The following is a 13,504-nucleotide window of genomic DNA, read 5'->3' as shown; positions in this document are numbered from 1 at the left end:
GGAGCCGACCGCGCCACGCCGCGCAGGGAGCGGCGTGGAAGACAGCGCCCACTGAGCGCCTGCGGCGCTCAGTGGAAGAAGTGCCGCTCCCCCGTCGTGTACATGGTGACGCCGGCGCGCTTCGCGGCGTCGATGACCTCGGGGTCGCGGACGGAGCCGCCGGGCTGGACGACGGCCTTCACGCCGGCGGCGAGGAGGACCTCGAGGCCGTCGGCGAAGGGGAAGAACGCGTCGGAGGCGGCGACGGAGCCGGGGGCGCGGTCGCCGGCGCGGGAGACGGCGAGGTGGCAGGAGTCGACGCGGTTGACCTGGCCCATGCCGACGCCGACGGAGGCGCCGCCCTTCGCGAGCAGGATCGCGTTTGACTTCACGGCGCGGCAGGCCTTCCAGGCGAACTCGAGGTCGAGCATGGTGTCCGCGTCGGCGGGCTCGCCGGCGACGAGCTCCCAGCCGGAGCTGACCTCGCCGGGGCCGCCGACGAAGCGGTCGGGCTCCTGCAGCAGGATGCCGCCGGAGATCTGCTTGAACTCGGTCTCGACGGGGGCGTAGAAGTCCGGCAGCTGCAGCAGGCGCAGGTTCTTCTTGGTCTTGAGCACCTCGAGGGCCTCGGGCTCGAAGCCGGGGGCGACGAGGACCTCGGTGAAGATCTCCTTCACCGTCTCGGCCATCGCCAGGGTGACGGTGCGGTTCGCGGCGATGACGCCGCCGAAGGCCGACACCGGGTCGCACTCGTGAGCGCGGCGGTGCGCGGACGCGATCGGGTCGATCGCCTTCGCTCCGGCGATGGCGATGCCGCAGGGGTTGGCGTGCTTGATGATCGCGACGGCGGGGAGGACGAAGTCGTAGGCCGCGCGGACGGCCGCGTCGGCGTCGACGAAGTTGTTGTACGACATCTCCTTGCCGTGCAGCTGGCGCGCCTGGGCGATGCCGGTGCCGTCGGGCGAGACGTAGAGCGCGGCCTTCTGGTGCGAGTTCTCGCCGTAGCGGAGCACCTGCTGCCGGGTGCCGCGGATCTCGACCGAGCCGGGGAACTCCGACTCTCCGCCCGCCTCCTGCCCGGCGAACCAGGCGGCGACGGCGGAGTCGTACGAGGCGGTGTGCGCGAAGGCGCGCGCGGCGAGGGTGCGGCGGGCGGCGAGGGTCGTGCCGCCGCTGCCGAGCGCGGCGACGATGCCGGAGTAGTCGGCCGGGTCGACGACGATCGCCACGTTCGCGTGGTTCTTCGCCGAGGCGCGGACGAGGGCGGGGCCGCCGATGTCGATGTTCTCGACCACGGTCGCCGCGTCGGCGCCCCCGGCGACGGTCTCGCGGAACGGGTAGAGGTTCACCACGACGAGCTCGAACGGCGCGATCCGGAGCTGCTCGAGCTGCTCGCGGTGCGAGGCGAGGCGGACGTCGGCGAGGATGCCCGCGTGCACGCCGGGGTGCAGGGTCTTCACCCGGCCGTCGAGCGACTCCGGGAAGCCGGTCACGGCCGAGACGTCGGTCACGGAGTGGCCCGCGTCGCGGATGGTCGCGGCGGTCGAGCCGGTCGAGACCAGCTCGACGCCGGCGCCCGCGAGCGCCGAGGCGAGCTCGAGCAGTCCGGTCTTGTCGCTGACCGAGATCAGCGCCCGGCGGACGGGGACGACGTCGCGGTCGTCGTAGCTGCTGGGGTCGTGTGCGGTGATGCTCATGCGCGGGCGAGCTCCTCGAGGTCGACGGTTCCGTGGGCGATGTCGAGCACCGTCTGCACCAGCAGGCGACGCTCGATGGTCTTGATGCGCTCGTGCAGCGCGGCCTCGCTCTCGCCCGGGAGCACGGCGAGGCTCTCCTGGGCGATGACCGGGCCGGTGTCGACGCCGGTGTCGATGACGTGCACCGTCACTCCGGTCTCGGTCGCGCCGGCGGCCAGGGCGTCGCGGACGGCGTGCGCCCCGGGGAAGTGCGGCAGCAGCGCGGGATGCGTGTTGATCATCCGCGGGCTGAGCGCGTCGACGACGACGGGCGGCAGGATCCGCATGAAGCCGGCGCAGACGACGAGGTCGGGCTGCCAGCCCTGGATCTGCGCGAGCAGCTCGGCGCCCCAGGCGTCGCGCGAGGCGAACGCGCCGGGCGTGACGGTGAAGGAGGGGACGTCGTGCGCCTCGGCGTGGCGGAGGCCGTCGGCGTCGGTGTCGCTGCCGACCGCCACGACGCGGGCGGGGAAGCGGTCGTCGCGCGTCGCCTCGAGCAGCGCGCGGAGATTGGAGCCACCGCCGGAGATGAGGACGACCAACTTCAGCACTGCGCAAGTCTAGGGGGACGCCTCCGCGGCGACCACCGGCGCTCGGGCCCGGCGCTCAGCCGCGGCGGATGCGGCCGGCGGCGAGGCCGAGGCCCGCGGCGAGCGCCAGCTCGAGCGCCGCGAACGCCCCGACGAGCAACGGGTCCGGGCCGACCTGCACGAGGCGCCCCGGCCCGGCCGCCCCGGCCGAGAACCAGGCGAGCAGCCCGAGCAGCAGACCGCCGACCACGCCGATGCCACCCGCCGCGGCCGCACCCCAGCGCAGCAGCGACCGGCCGTCGAGCCCGTCGACGACCTCCGCGCGCAGGCGCCAGCCGGCGAGGAAGCCCGCCAGCAGCGGCACGAGCAGCCCGAGGAAGGCGAACGACAGCTCGCCCTGCGGCAGCGCGGCGAGCACCGGGATCGACGGGATCGGGCCGAGGAGTGTGCCGGCCGGAGCGACGGACGACCCGGCGCCGAGGGCGAAGCCCGGCCCGATCAGCCAGCTCGCCGCCCAGATCACCAGGTTCGGGAGGATCGCCAGCTGCCCGAGCGTCAGCGCGAGGCCGCCGAGCGCCTCGCCGCCGAGGCCCTCGTAGAGCGCGACGACGGCGGCGTAGTCCGCCACCAGCAGCACCGCGACGAGCACGCCGGCGACCCCGATCACGCCGGCCGCTGCGAGCGTCCCGCCCCGCAGCGAGGCGAGGACGAGCGGCGCGGCCGGCTCGGGGAGGCGGTGCAGCGTCCGCTCGGCGAACTCGCCGATCGGGTCGCGCTCGCCGCTGCGGGCCGAGTGGGTCGCCGCTCCGATCACCACGCCGAGCGCGAAGACGAGCGGCGGGAGCAGGGTGCCCTGCACGACGTCCACCCGCGCGACGTCGGTGGTCGCACCGAGGGTGACCAGGAGGGCGACGAGGAGGTAGGTGGCGATCGCCGAGCCGATGCCGAGCAGCCGGTAGGGCGACTCCTGCGCACGACGGCCCGTGCGGGCGCCGAGGAGGATCGCGAGGAGGGCGAAGGCGAGCGGCGCGAGCGTGATCGCGAAGGGCTGCCCGCCGTCCGGCAGCCCGAGCGCGAGCGGCGAGTCGGGGGCGAAGGCGGCCCGCAGATCCGCGCCGTGACCGAGCAGCCAGGCGTCGGCGGCGACGCGCCAGAAGACGCTCCAGTCGACCGCCGTGTCGTACTGGACGGCCCAGAGGATCGTCAGCGGCACGAGCGGGATCGCGAGGCCGATCAGCGCCGAGAGCGCGGCGTCGAAGGCGGCGAGGAGTGCGACGGTGATCCGGTTCATGAGCCTGTCGAGCCTATCGGCGGCCCCGCCCGCGACGGCTCAGCGACGCCCCGGACGAGCGGCGACCGACCAGCGTCGGAAGCAGCGCTGAGGCGGGCGGGTCTCGATACGCCCCTCCGGGGCTACTCGACCAGCATGGGCTGCTCATGCTGGTCGAGTAGCCCGCGCAGCGGGCGCGTCGAGATCCACCCGCCTCACAGGACGGACCGTCCCCTAGGGTCGAGCCGTGACGACGACCGGCGAGCGGACCGAGCGCGGACTCGACCGCCTCGTGAACTTCACCGACGCCACGGTCGCCATCGCCATCACGTTCCTCGTGCTCCCCCTCGTCGACGTCGTCGAGGAGGGCGGCGCGACCGACCTCGGCGCCCTGCTCGCCGGCCACTCCGGCACGCTCACGGCGTTCTTCATCACCTTCGCCGTGATCGGGCGGCTGTGGCTGGTGCACCACGCGGTGTTCGAGGGCGTGGCCCGCTACTCCCCCGCCCTGGTCGCGGTGAACTTCGTCTGGCTCGCGGCCATCGTGCTGCTGCCGTTCGCGGCGAATCTGCTGTCGAACGTCTTCGCCACCGACCCGAGCGTGTTCGCGCTCTACATCGGCACCATGATCGTCGCGAGCACCGCGACCCTGGCGATGCAGCTGATCGTGCGGCGCGACCCGGAGCTGCTCGCCCCCGGCGTCGACGTGCCGCGCTCGTTGTCGCGCTCGCTGATCGTGATCGCCCTGCTGCTCGTCGCGCTCGTGCTCGCCGTCGCCGTGCCGAGCGTCAACATGCTCGCGCTCCTGCTGCTGCTGCTCTCCGGCCCGATCGAGCGCCTGGTGCACCGCGGGCACTCGCCCGAGCGGCACCGCCCGGCGCGCACCGAGCGGGGCCTGGACCGCGTGGTGAACTTCTCCGACGCGACCGTGGCCATCGCGATCACGATCCTCGTGCTCCCCCTGGTCGAGCTCGCCCCCGAGATCGCCCGCGACGGCGGCGGCGTGAGCGCGGTCCTCGTCGAGCACCTCGACACGGTGCTCGCCTTCGCGCTGTCCTTCACGCTGATCGCGGTGTTCTGGATTCCCCACCACCGGGTCTTCGAGCTGGCCGGCGACTACGACGCCGGGCTGGTCTGGCTCGATCTGCTCTGGCTGGTGGCGATCGCGTTCTTCCCGTTCTCGACGAGCGCCATCGCGCTGCTGCCCGACTCCCGCGCGACGATCGGCCTCTACATCGGCACGATGGTCGTGGTCAGCGGGGCCCTGCTGCTGATCGAGCTGCGGCTGAGAAGGCGCGCGGGACTGCTGCGCGGGGGCGCCGGGCCGGTCCGGCTCTCACCGGCCGTCGTCCCGTTCGCCCTCCTCGTGCTCGCTCTCGCACTCGCGCTGATCCTGCCGTCGATCGGGCTCTGGTGGCTGCTGCTGCTGATCCTGCAGCGGCCGCTCTCGGCGCTGCTGCACCGCCGGGGCTAGGCGGCCGGCGTCCAGCCCAGACGCGGCGCGATGTCCTGCGCGATCGTCTCCAGGATCCGCCGGTGGGACGCGACCCCGCCGACCGCGGGCAGCGTGATCGTGAGCGAGTCCGCCTCCGCCAGCGCGGGATCGGCCGTGAGCGACGCGACGATCTCCTCGACCGTGCCGACGTGCAGCGGGCTGAACCGCATCGGCGCCGCGATGATCGAGCGATCGGCGGTGCGCGGCCGGCCGTCGTCGTCCATCCGCGCGAGATAGCCCTCGATGAAGGGGCGGTGCGCCTCCTCGTCGGCGGGGCCGGTGAGCGGCAGCACGATCCGCCCCGCCGTGACCCGCGAGGTGCGTCCAGGGTGGGCCGCGGCGAACGCCTCGCGGTAGGCGCGGATCTGCGCGGCCTGCTGCTCGGCGAACGGCAGCCCGGTCTCCTCCGTGTTGAGCGTCGAGACCTGGAGGTGCATGCCCTGCTCGCCGGCGCGCACGGCGGAGGAGGTCGTACCGGCGCCGTACCAGAGCCGGTCGGCGAGGCCGGGGGCGTGCGGCTGCTGGACGAGCGGGTCGCCGACCGGCACCGACATCAGGGCCGACTCCGCGATGCCCAGCACCGAGCCCGAGAGCGCCTCGCGCAGGCGCTCGATCCGCTCCTGCGCCTCGGCGCGGAAGTCGCCCTCGGCCTGGCCGAAGACGCCGTCGAAGACCGAGGCGAGGTGCGCGAAGCCGCTGCTGACGCCGAGGTCGAGGCGGCCGCCGGAGAGAAGATCGACGGTCGCCGCGTCCTCGGCGAGCCGGACGGGCGACTCGTAGCGCGCGCCGATCACCGCGGTGCCGAGACGGAGGCGGCTGGTGCGCTGCGAGGCGGCCGCGAAGAAGGTCATCGGCGAGGCGAGGAAGCGCTCGAAGTGCCGCACGCGCACCCAGCCCGTGTCGTAGCCGAGCTCCTCCGCGAGCTCGAACAGCGCGAGGCCGTCCTCCAGGCTCCGCGCCGCGTCGCCCGGCTGCTCGGGGCCCTCCGGGTAGGGGACGAAGGTCAGGAAGTCGAGTCCGAGGCGGCGGGTCACCCCTGCACGCTACCGCCGCCGGGGGCCCGAACGACCGACGGGACCCCCTGCCAAGGCAGAGGATCCCGTCCGATCGTGTCCCGCGGCGCGCGCGGGACGTGGGTGCGCTACAGCGCCGCGTAGACCTCGCGGAGCAGGTCGGCCGTCTCGGAGGGCGTCTTGCCCACCCGGACGCCGGCGGCCTCGAGGGCCTCCTTCTTCGCCTGCGCCGTGCCCGCGGAGCCGGAGACGATGGCGCCGGCGTGGCCCATCGTCTTGCCCTCGGGAGCGGTGAAGCCCGCGACGTAGCCGACGACCGGCTTGGTGACGTTCGCCTTGATGAAGTCGGCCGCGCGCTCCTCGGCGTCGCCGCCGATCTCGCCGATCATCACGATCGCCTTGGTCTCCGGGTCCGCCTCGAACGCCGCGAGGGCGTCAATGTGCGTGGTGCCGATGATCGGGTCGCCGCCGATGCCGATGGCGGTCGAGAAGCCCAGATCGCGCAGCTCGTACATCATCTGGTAGGTCAGGGTGCCCGACTTCGAGACGAGGCCGATCGGGCCCTTGCCGGTGATCGTCGCGGGGGTGATGCCCACGAGCGACTCGCCCGGCGTGATGATGCCGGGGCAGTTCGGGCCGATGATCCGGGTCTTGTTGCCCTTCTCCTGCGCGTAGGCCCAGAACTCGGCCGAGTCCTGCACCGGGATGCCCTCGGTGATGACGACGAGGAGGCCGATCTCGGCGTCGATCGCCTCGATGACGGCGTCCTTCGAGAAGGCGGGCGGGACGAACGCGATCGAGACATCGGCGCCGGTGGCCTCGATGGCCTCCTTGACGGTGCCGAAGACGGGGAGCTCGACGTCGCCGTGGGTGACGGTCGTGCCGGCCTTGCGGGCGTTGACGCCGCCGACGACGTTCGTGCCGGCCTTGAGCATCAGCGCGGTGTGCTTGGTGCCCTCGCCGCCGGTGATGCCCTGGACGATGACCTTGGAGTCCTTGTTGAGGAAGATCGACATGCTTGTTCTCTGATTCCTTGAGTCGAGGGGGTCGTTACGCGGCGGCGAGTGCGGCGGCCTTGTCGGCGCCCTCGTCCATCGTCGCGGCCAGGGTGATGAGCGGGTTGGCGGCGGCCTCGAGGATCGCGCGGCCCTCCTCCACCTTGTTGCCGTCGAGGCGCACGACGAGCGGCTTGGTGGCCGAGTCGCCGAGGATCTCGAGGGCCTGCAGGATGCCGTTGGCGACCGCGTCGCAGGCGGTGATGCCGCCGAAGACGTTGACGAAGACGCTCTTGACCTGCTCGTCGCCGAGGATCACGTCGAGGCCGTTCGCCATCACCTGGGCGGAGGCTCCGCCGCCGATGTCGAGGAAGTTGGCCGGCTTGACGCCGTTGTGCTTCTCGCCGGCGTAGGCGACGACGTCGAGCGTCGACATGACCAGGCCCGCGCCGTTGCCGATGATGCCGACCTCGCCGTCGAGCTTCACGTAGTTGAGGTCGTTCTCCTTGGCCTTGGCCTCGAGCGGGTCGGCCGCGTCCTTGTCCTCGAGCGCGGCGTGCTCGGCGTGGCGGAAGCCGGCGTTCTCGTCGAGCGAGACCTTGCCGTCGAGCGCGACGATGTCGCCCTCCTCGGTGAGCACGAGCGGGTTGACCTCGACGAGCGTCGCGTCCTCGCCGGTGTAGACGTCGTAGAGCTTCACGAGCACGGGGGCGACCTTGGCGATCAGCTCCTCCGGGAACTTCGCCGCGCGGGCGATCTCCTCGGCCTTGGCCTGGTCGATGCCCTGGCCGGGGACGACCTCGACGCGGGCGAGGGCCTCGGGCCGCTCGACGGCGAGCTGCTCGATCTCCATGCCGCCCTCGTAGGAGGTGAGCGAGAGGTAGGAGCGGTTGGCCCGGTCGAGCAGGACCGAGAAGTAGAACTCGCGGTCGATGCGGGCGCCGCCGGCGACCATGACGCGCTTGACGACGTGGCCCTTGATGTCCAGGCCGAGGATCGACTTCGCCGCCTCGAACGCGTCGTCCGCGGTCTTCGCGACCTTCACGCCGCCCGCCTTGCCGCGGCCGCCGATCTTGACCTGCGCCTTGACGACGGTGACGCCGCCCAGCTTCTCCGCCGCGGCGCGCACCTCCTCCGGCGTGTCGGCGACGATGCCGGGGAGCACGGGCACGCCGTACTTCTCGAACAGATCACGGGCCTGGTATTCGAAGAGATCCACGCTGCATTCCCATTCCGCGCCGAGCGCGCTTGCGTTCCGAGTCCGAGGTCGGCCCACGGCGCCGTCGCGATCCGTGCTGTCCGGATCCGCGCCGCTCGTCCGCTGCGCGCTGTCCGGAGTCTCGGCACGGTTCTGTGTCGGCACTCTTCCTGGGCCGCGCCAACTCTACTCCGGACCCCGCGAGCCGTTCCTGTGCCGCGGAGCGGTGGGTGGAGGGATGCCGGTGCCGCGGACTGGGGAGGAGTGCTCGCGCCGCGTACCGTGGACGGATGCCCGTGCGCACCCCCGTCGACCGCGACGTCTTCCGCGAGGGCGTCTTCCTCGTCGCGGGAGCGCGCGCGATCCTGCTGCAGATCGCGCACCCCGCGGTCGGCGCCGGCGTCGCCGAGCACTCCGACTTCGTGCACCGCGCGCTCGGCCGGCTGTTCGGCACGCTCTCCTACCTCTACGCGCTGCAGTTCGGGACCGAGGACGACGTCCGCACCGTGCAGCGCCGGGTGAACCGCGCACACGCCCCGGTCCGCGGCCCGGGCTACACCGCGTTCGATCCGGAGCTGCAGCGCTGGGTCGCCGCGACGATCACCCAGTCGATGCTGCAGCTCCACGAGGGCGCCTTCGGTCCGCTCGGCCGCGAGGAGGCGGACGACATCGTGCACCGCTCGCGCGTGGTCGGCACCGCGCTGCAGATGCCCGAGGAGCTCTGGCCCGACTCGCGCGCGGCGTTCGACGCCTACTGGGAGCGGGAGCTCACCCGGCTCGAGGTCACGCCCGCCGCGCGCCGGGTCGCCCACGACCTGCTCGACGGCGGGATCGCCGTCTGGTGGCTGCGCCCGGTCGGCCCCTACCTCCGGCTGATGACGGCGGGCCTGCTGCCGCCGGAGCTCCGCGCGCCGTTCGGCTTCCGCTGGAGCACCCGGCAGCAGGCGAGGTTCGACCGGGCGCTCTCCCGCACCTTCGCCGTCTACCGCGCCCTGCCGACGGCGGTGCGCACGGCGCCGAGCCGCTTCTTCCTGGCCCGGGTGCGCGCGGAGTCCGATAGCGGAGCGGCCGCCCGCGTCAGAAGCCGGGCGTGATCGTCCAGCCCGCGTAGGCCGCCAGCTCGAGCCCGAGCGCCTGCGCCGCCGCCCGCGCCTCGTCCTGCCCGCGCTCGTCGCGGACGTCGACCGCGATCGGCACGCTGTCGCCGAACCCCGCGACGGAGACCCGGGCGCTGGTGGGCCCGCTGTAGAGCGGGACGTGCGCGTCCGCGGTCCGCGCGCCGACCACCCGCGAGCCGGTCGCCTCGGCGATCACGGCGAGCGCGAAGGGCGCCGTCGCGATCGTCTCGGTGTAGAGCGTCGCCTCGCCGCGCATGACCGCCTCCTCCGTCGTCGCCGAGTCACCGCCGGGTCCGTCCGATCGACACCGCGGCCGGTCCGACTGTACGGGCGCCGGCGCGGCACCGCAGCCACTCCCCTTCTCGCCCTCCGGGGAGGATGATGGGGCCTGCTGGACACTCGAAGAGGAGGCGTTCATGGACGCGGTCGTGGTCGGAGTCGGCGGAGCGGGCCCGAGCGGGGCCGCCCTGCGCTGGGCGCTCGAGTTCGCGCGGGCGCACCGGCTGCCCGTCGAGCTCGTCGCCGTGGTCGAGCCGCCCCGGGCCCGGCTCCGCGGAGCCGATGCCGGTCAGCGCGTGCTCGCGGACGACGCCCTCGACCGGGCCCGCTCGCTCGCGGCGTCGGACTTCCCGGACGTCCCCGTGCGAGCGCGCCCACTCCAGGGCGACCTCGTGCCCGTGCTGGCCGAGGCGGCACCGCCCGGCGCCCTGCTCGTCCTCGGCGCCCACCCGCTGAGCCGCCGCGCCGTCGCACGGAGCGCCCCGGTGGCCGTGCGGGTCGCCGCGGCCTCCCGCTCCGCCGTCGCGCTGATCCCCGAACCCGACGGTGACGAGCCGATCCGGTCCGGAGTCGCGGTCGGGGTGGACGGCTCCGAGGTCTCGCTCACGGCGATCCGCTTCGCCGCCGACGAGGCCGACCGCCGCCACGAGCCGCTGCTCGCCCTGCACGCCTGGCAGCTCCCCGGCACCTGGAGCGACTCCACCCCCGTCGAGCGCCGGGTCATCGATGCGATCGAGGAGGACGAGGACCTCCTGCTCGCCGAGTCGCTCGTCGGCCTCGGCGACTCCCATCCCGACCTCGAGGTGCGCCGCTCGCTCGTCCGCGGGAACCCGGTCGAGCGGCTGACCGCGCTCGCGGCCTCGTCCCGGCTGCTCGTCCTCGGCAGTCACGGGCGCGGCGCGTTCCTGCGCCTGCTGCTCGGCTCGGTCAGTCACAGCCTCGCGCTGACGGTGCCGGGTCCGCTCGTCGTTCTGCGGCATCCCGAGCGCGCTCGCTGAGCATCCGGTGCGGCGCCCTTGAACGGCGCCGTCCGCGGCTCTACCGTGAAGCACCCGGCACAGCGCCGTGGCGGTCAACGACGACTGGAGCCCCGATGAGCATCACCGAACCGCGCACGACCGAGGCACCCGCCGCACCCCCGCCCACGGCCGGGTTCGGCACCGTCTCGGTCGCGGCGATCCTGGCGGAGGCGGCCCGCCGCACGCCGACGACGATCGCGGTCCGGGTCGGCCCGCAGGCCATCGACTACCGGACCCTCTGGGACCAGACCCGCGCCTACGCCGGCGCCCTCCGCGCACAGGGCGTCGGCCCCGGCGACCGGGTGGCCCTGCTGATCCCCAACGTCCCCGACTTCCCGCGCGGCTACTTCGCCGTCCTCGCCCTCGGCGCCGTCGTCGTGCCGGTGCACGCGCTTCTGAAGCACGACGAGATCGCCTACGTCCTCCGCGACTCGGGAGCGACCGCCCTGATCTGCGCCGCCCCGCTGCTGGCCGAGGGCGCCGCCGGAGCAGCCCTGGCCGACGTCCCCGTGCTGAGCGTGCTGGTGCCCGACGGCACCGAGAGCCCCTTCCCCCGCCTCGAGGACCTCGCCGCCGACGGGACGCCGATCGACACCTACGTGCCGCGCTCGCCGTTCGACACCGCGACGATCCTCTACACCAGCGGCACCACCGGCCGGCCGAAGGGGGCTGAGGGCACGCACTTCGCGATCGTCTCGCAGTCCGACGTGCTCCTGATGAACACCTTCGACCTGCACCAGGGCGACGTCGTGCTCGGCGCGCTGCCGCTCTTCCACACCTTCGGCCAGGTCTGCGCGATGAATACGGCGTTCCGCACCGCGGCGACCGTCGTGCTCGTGCCCAGATTCGACGGCGACGCGGCGCTCGAGGCGATGATCGCGCACGGCTGCACCGTGTTCGAGGGCGTCCCGACGATGTACGTCGCGCTGCTCGACGCCGCGACCCGCCGCGAGGACCGCCCGCCGCTGCGCTACGCGGTCTCCGGCGGAGCGGCCCTGCCCGTCGCCGTGATCGAGCGCTTCCGCGAGGTGTTCGGCGTCGAGATCTACGAGGGCTACGGCCTGACCGAGACCTCGCCCGTCGCCACCTTCAACCACGTCGGCGTCCCGCCGCGTGCCGGCACCGTCGGCACGCCGATCTGGGGCGTGGACGTCGAGGTCGCCCGGGCCGAGGTGACCGACCGGATCGAGCTGCTCCCGCGCGGCGAGCTGGGCGAGATCGTGGTCCGCGGCCACAACCTGATGAAGGGCTACCTCGGCAATCCCGAGGCGTCGGCCGCGGCGGTCGTCGACGGCTGGTTCCGCACCGGCGACCTCGGTACGAAGGACGACGAGGACTACATCCGCATCCTCGACCGGACCAAGGACATGATCATCCGCAACGGCTACAACGTGTACCCGCGCGAGGTGGAGGAGGTGCTGATCGGGCACTCGGACGTGGCCAATGCCGCCGTCTTCGGCGTGCCGGACGAGAAGCACGGCCAGGAGATCATGGCCGCCGTGGTCCTGCTGCCCTCGGCGACGGCGACCGCGGAGGAGCTGATCGCCTACGCGAACGAGCACCTCGCCGCCTTCAAGTACCCCCGCCGCATCGAGCTCGTCGACACTCTCCCCCTGGGCCCGAGTGGCAAGATCCTGAAGCGCGAGCTCGTCGCCCAGTACTCCTGACCCCGCCCGGGTCCCCTCTTCCCCGCGAGATGCCACTTGTGCACGCCTCTCCCGGCGTGTCGCGTGCACAAGTGGCATCTCGCGGGGGCGGGCATCCTTCGGACGCCGACCTCTACGGGGGACACGGAGGAGGGGCCGCGTGGGGCATGCTGAGGCGTCCCGCCGCGCCACCAGGAAGAACCGCCATGAGCCCCCGCCACCCGCACCTCCCGCCCGATCTGCCTGGACGCTCCCGGCGGAACCGCCGCTCCGACGACCGGCGGCCCGCCCCGAGCCGGCCATTCGAGCGCAGGGTCCAGGACAGCGCGCCCGCCGGCGTCGCCGATCGCAGTCCCTCCGGACGCCGCCCGCTGCACTGGGGATCGCTGCGGCTCACCCGGCTCCGCCTCACTCCGCTGCAGTGGATCGTCGGCGGGGTCACCCTCTTCCTCGCCCTCGTCGCCTGGCTGACGGGCGGACCCTGGTCGGCGCTGATCATGATCGCCCTCGTCGTGCTGATCACGGCCGCCTACGGCGTGCTCCTGCGCCGGCCGACCTGGCTCGGACTGCCGCGCCGCCGCCGAGCCTCGGCGATGACGGGGGCCGTGGCGATGCTCGTGCTCGTCCTGAGCACCTCGGCGTTCGGATCCACGTCCGCGCCGGCACCGGCCGAGGAGCAGGCCGTGGCGTCCGGGGCCGAGAGCCCGGCGTCCTTCGCCGCCGCGCCGACTCGCGCGGCCACGCCGTCTCCCACCCCCACCCCGACGCCGACCCCCACCCCGACCGTCGTCATCACGACCGAGCAGGTCACCGAGACCGCCCCGATCGCCCGCGCCTCGCGCACCGAGGACGACCCGACCGCCGCGCAGGGCACGAGCACCGTCGTCGCGGGCGTCGACGGCGTGCTCACCCGCACCTTCGAGGTCGTCAAGCACGACGGCGTCGAGGTCTCCCGCGCCCAGCTGTCGGAGGCGGTCACCACTCCCGCCGTCGACGACGTCACCCGGGTTGGCACGATGGTCCCGGCTCCGGCACCGGCGGCCGCGGCGGCCGACGCAGGCTGCCACCCCAGCTACGCCGGCGAGTGCGTCCCGATCGCCTCCGACGGCGACTGCGCCTCCGGCAGCGGCGATGGCCCCGTCTACATCCGGGGCCCGGTGACGGTCGTCGGCCCTGACGAGTACGACCTCGACCGCGACGGCGACGGCGTCGCCTGCGACAAGTAG

The 13,504-nt window shown here is 73.5% G+C and carries 12 protein-coding genes; 5 read left to right on the top strand and 7 right to left on the bottom strand.

The features are described 5' to 3' along the window. Positions 1–68: 68 nt before the first annotated feature. Genes purH through GTU73_RS05750 form a run of 3 tightly spaced genes read right to left on the bottom strand, consistent with a single transcriptional unit; the run spans position 69 to position 3,536 of the window. On the bottom strand, positions 69–1,676 hold the full coding sequence (gene purH, locus GTU73_RS05760) for a bifunctional phosphoribosylaminoimidazolecarboxamide formyltransferase/IMP cyclohydrolase (RefSeq protein ID WP_160087718.1): 1,608 nt from the start codon (positions 1,674–1,676) through the stop codon (positions 69–71). Then, a complete protein-coding gene (purN, locus tag GTU73_RS05755) occupies positions 1,673–2,266 on the bottom strand; it encodes a phosphoribosylglycinamide formyltransferase (protein ID WP_160087716.1) in 594 nt (197 codons plus the stop codon). The genes purH and purN overlap by 4 nt, the downstream gene beginning before the upstream one ends. A gap of 55 nt (positions 2,267–2,321) precedes the next feature. Beyond that, positions 2,322–3,536: a DUF6350 family protein gene (locus GTU73_RS05750; RefSeq protein ID WP_160087714.1), complete on the bottom strand. Its 1,215-nt coding sequence runs from the start codon at positions 3,534–3,536 to the stop codon at positions 2,322–2,324. Between the two features lie 226 nt (positions 3,537–3,762). On the opposite strand from GTU73_RS05750, the gene GTU73_RS05745 reads away from it, so the two are divergent. Continuing rightward, positions 3,763–4,989: a TMEM175 family protein gene (locus tag GTU73_RS05745; protein ID WP_160087712.1), complete on the top strand. Its 1,227-nt coding sequence runs from the start codon at positions 3,763–3,765 to the stop codon at positions 4,987–4,989. Here GTU73_RS05745 and GTU73_RS05740 read toward each other — a convergent pair. From GTU73_RS05740 to sucC, 3 genes are all read right to left on the bottom strand, one after another. Next, the gene (locus GTU73_RS05740; protein WP_160087710.1) at positions 4,986–6,044 is read right to left on the bottom strand and encodes an LLM class flavin-dependent oxidoreductase; all 1,059 of its coding nucleotides are present in this window, start codon (positions 6,042–6,044) and stop codon (positions 4,986–4,988) included. The two genes, GTU73_RS05745 and GTU73_RS05740, sit on opposite strands and share 4 nt — an antisense overlap. A gap of 107 nt (positions 6,045–6,151) precedes the next feature. Beyond that, positions 6,152–7,039: a succinate--CoA ligase subunit alpha gene (gene sucD / locus GTU73_RS05735; RefSeq protein ID WP_123445113.1), complete on the bottom strand. Its 888-nt coding sequence runs from the start codon at positions 7,037–7,039 to the stop codon at positions 6,152–6,154. Positions 7,040–7,073: 34 nt separating this feature from the next. Then, on the bottom strand, positions 7,074–8,237 hold the full coding sequence (gene sucC, locus GTU73_RS05730) for an ADP-forming succinate--CoA ligase subunit beta (RefSeq protein WP_160087708.1): 1,164 nt from the start codon (positions 8,235–8,237) through the stop codon (positions 7,074–7,076). A gap of 269 nt (positions 8,238–8,506) precedes the next feature. Here sucC and GTU73_RS05725 point away from each other — a divergent pair, with 269 nt between their 5' ends. Continuing rightward, positions 8,507–9,310 carry an oxygenase MpaB family protein gene (locus tag GTU73_RS05725; protein WP_160087706.1) on the top strand — a complete coding sequence of 268 codons (804 nt, stop codon included), beginning with the start codon at positions 8,507–8,509 and terminating at the stop codon, positions 9,308–9,310. Here GTU73_RS05725 and GTU73_RS05720 read toward each other — a convergent pair. Beyond that, positions 9,294–9,590, bottom strand: a complete 297-nt coding sequence (locus GTU73_RS05720; RefSeq protein ID WP_160087704.1) for a hypothetical protein — start codon at positions 9,588–9,590, stop codon at positions 9,294–9,296. The two genes, GTU73_RS05725 and GTU73_RS05720, sit on opposite strands and share 17 nt — an antisense overlap. Positions 9,591–9,750: 160 nt before the next feature. On the opposite strand from GTU73_RS05720, the gene GTU73_RS05715 reads away from it, so the two are divergent. From GTU73_RS05715 to GTU73_RS19245, 3 genes are all read left to right on the top strand, one after another. Next, on the top strand, positions 9,751–10,611 hold the full coding sequence (locus GTU73_RS05715) for a universal stress protein (protein WP_160087702.1): 861 nt from the start codon (positions 9,751–9,753) through the stop codon (positions 10,609–10,611). Between the two features lie 95 nt (positions 10,612–10,706). Then, on the top strand, positions 10,707–12,299 hold the full coding sequence (locus GTU73_RS05710; RefSeq protein ID WP_160087700.1) for a long-chain fatty acid--CoA ligase: 1,593 nt from the start codon (positions 10,707–10,709) through the stop codon (positions 12,297–12,299). Positions 12,300–12,484: 185 nt separating this feature from the next. Then, positions 12,485–13,504, top strand: coding sequence for a G5 domain-containing protein (locus GTU73_RS19245; protein ID WP_244231782.1), 1,020 nt, complete (start codon positions 12,485–12,487; stop codon positions 13,502–13,504).

The sequence above is a fragment of the Rathayibacter sp. VKM Ac-2804 genome (assembly GCF_009866655.1).
Lineage (GTDB): Bacteria > Actinomycetota > Actinomycetes > Actinomycetales > Microbacteriaceae > Rathayibacter.
This window is presented reverse-complemented; position numbering and strand designations above follow the sequence as displayed.

Excerpts from the sequence above, each read along its gene's own strand:
- GTU73_RS05725 (WP_160087706.1), top strand. The coding sequence starts at position 8,507 with ATGCCCGTGCGCACCCCCGTCGACCGCGACGTCTTCCGCGAGGGCGTC.
- GTU73_RS05710 (WP_160087700.1), top strand. The coding sequence starts at position 10,707 with ATGAGCATCACCGAACCGCGCACGACCGAGGCACCCGCCGCACCCCCG.
- sucD (WP_123445113.1), bottom strand. The coding sequence starts at position 7,039 with ATGTCGATCTTCCTCAACAAGGACTCCAAGGTCATCGTCCAGGGCATC.
- GTU73_RS05720 (WP_160087704.1), bottom strand. The coding sequence starts at position 9,590 with ATGCGCGGCGAGGCGACGCTCTACACCGAGACGATCGCGACGGCGCCC.
- GTU73_RS05715 (WP_160087702.1), top strand. The coding sequence starts at position 9,751 with ATGGACGCGGTCGTGGTCGGAGTCGGCGGAGCGGGCCCGAGCGGGGCC.
- purH (WP_160087718.1), bottom strand. The coding sequence starts at position 1,676 with ATGAGCATCACCGCACACGACCCCAGCAGCTACGACGACCGCGACGTC.
- GTU73_RS05750 (WP_160087714.1), bottom strand. The coding sequence starts at position 3,536 with ATGAACCGGATCACCGTCGCACTCCTCGCCGCCTTCGACGCCGCGCTC.
- GTU73_RS19245 (WP_244231782.1), top strand. The coding sequence starts at position 12,485 with ATGAGCCCCCGCCACCCGCACCTCCCGCCCGATCTGCCTGGACGCTCC.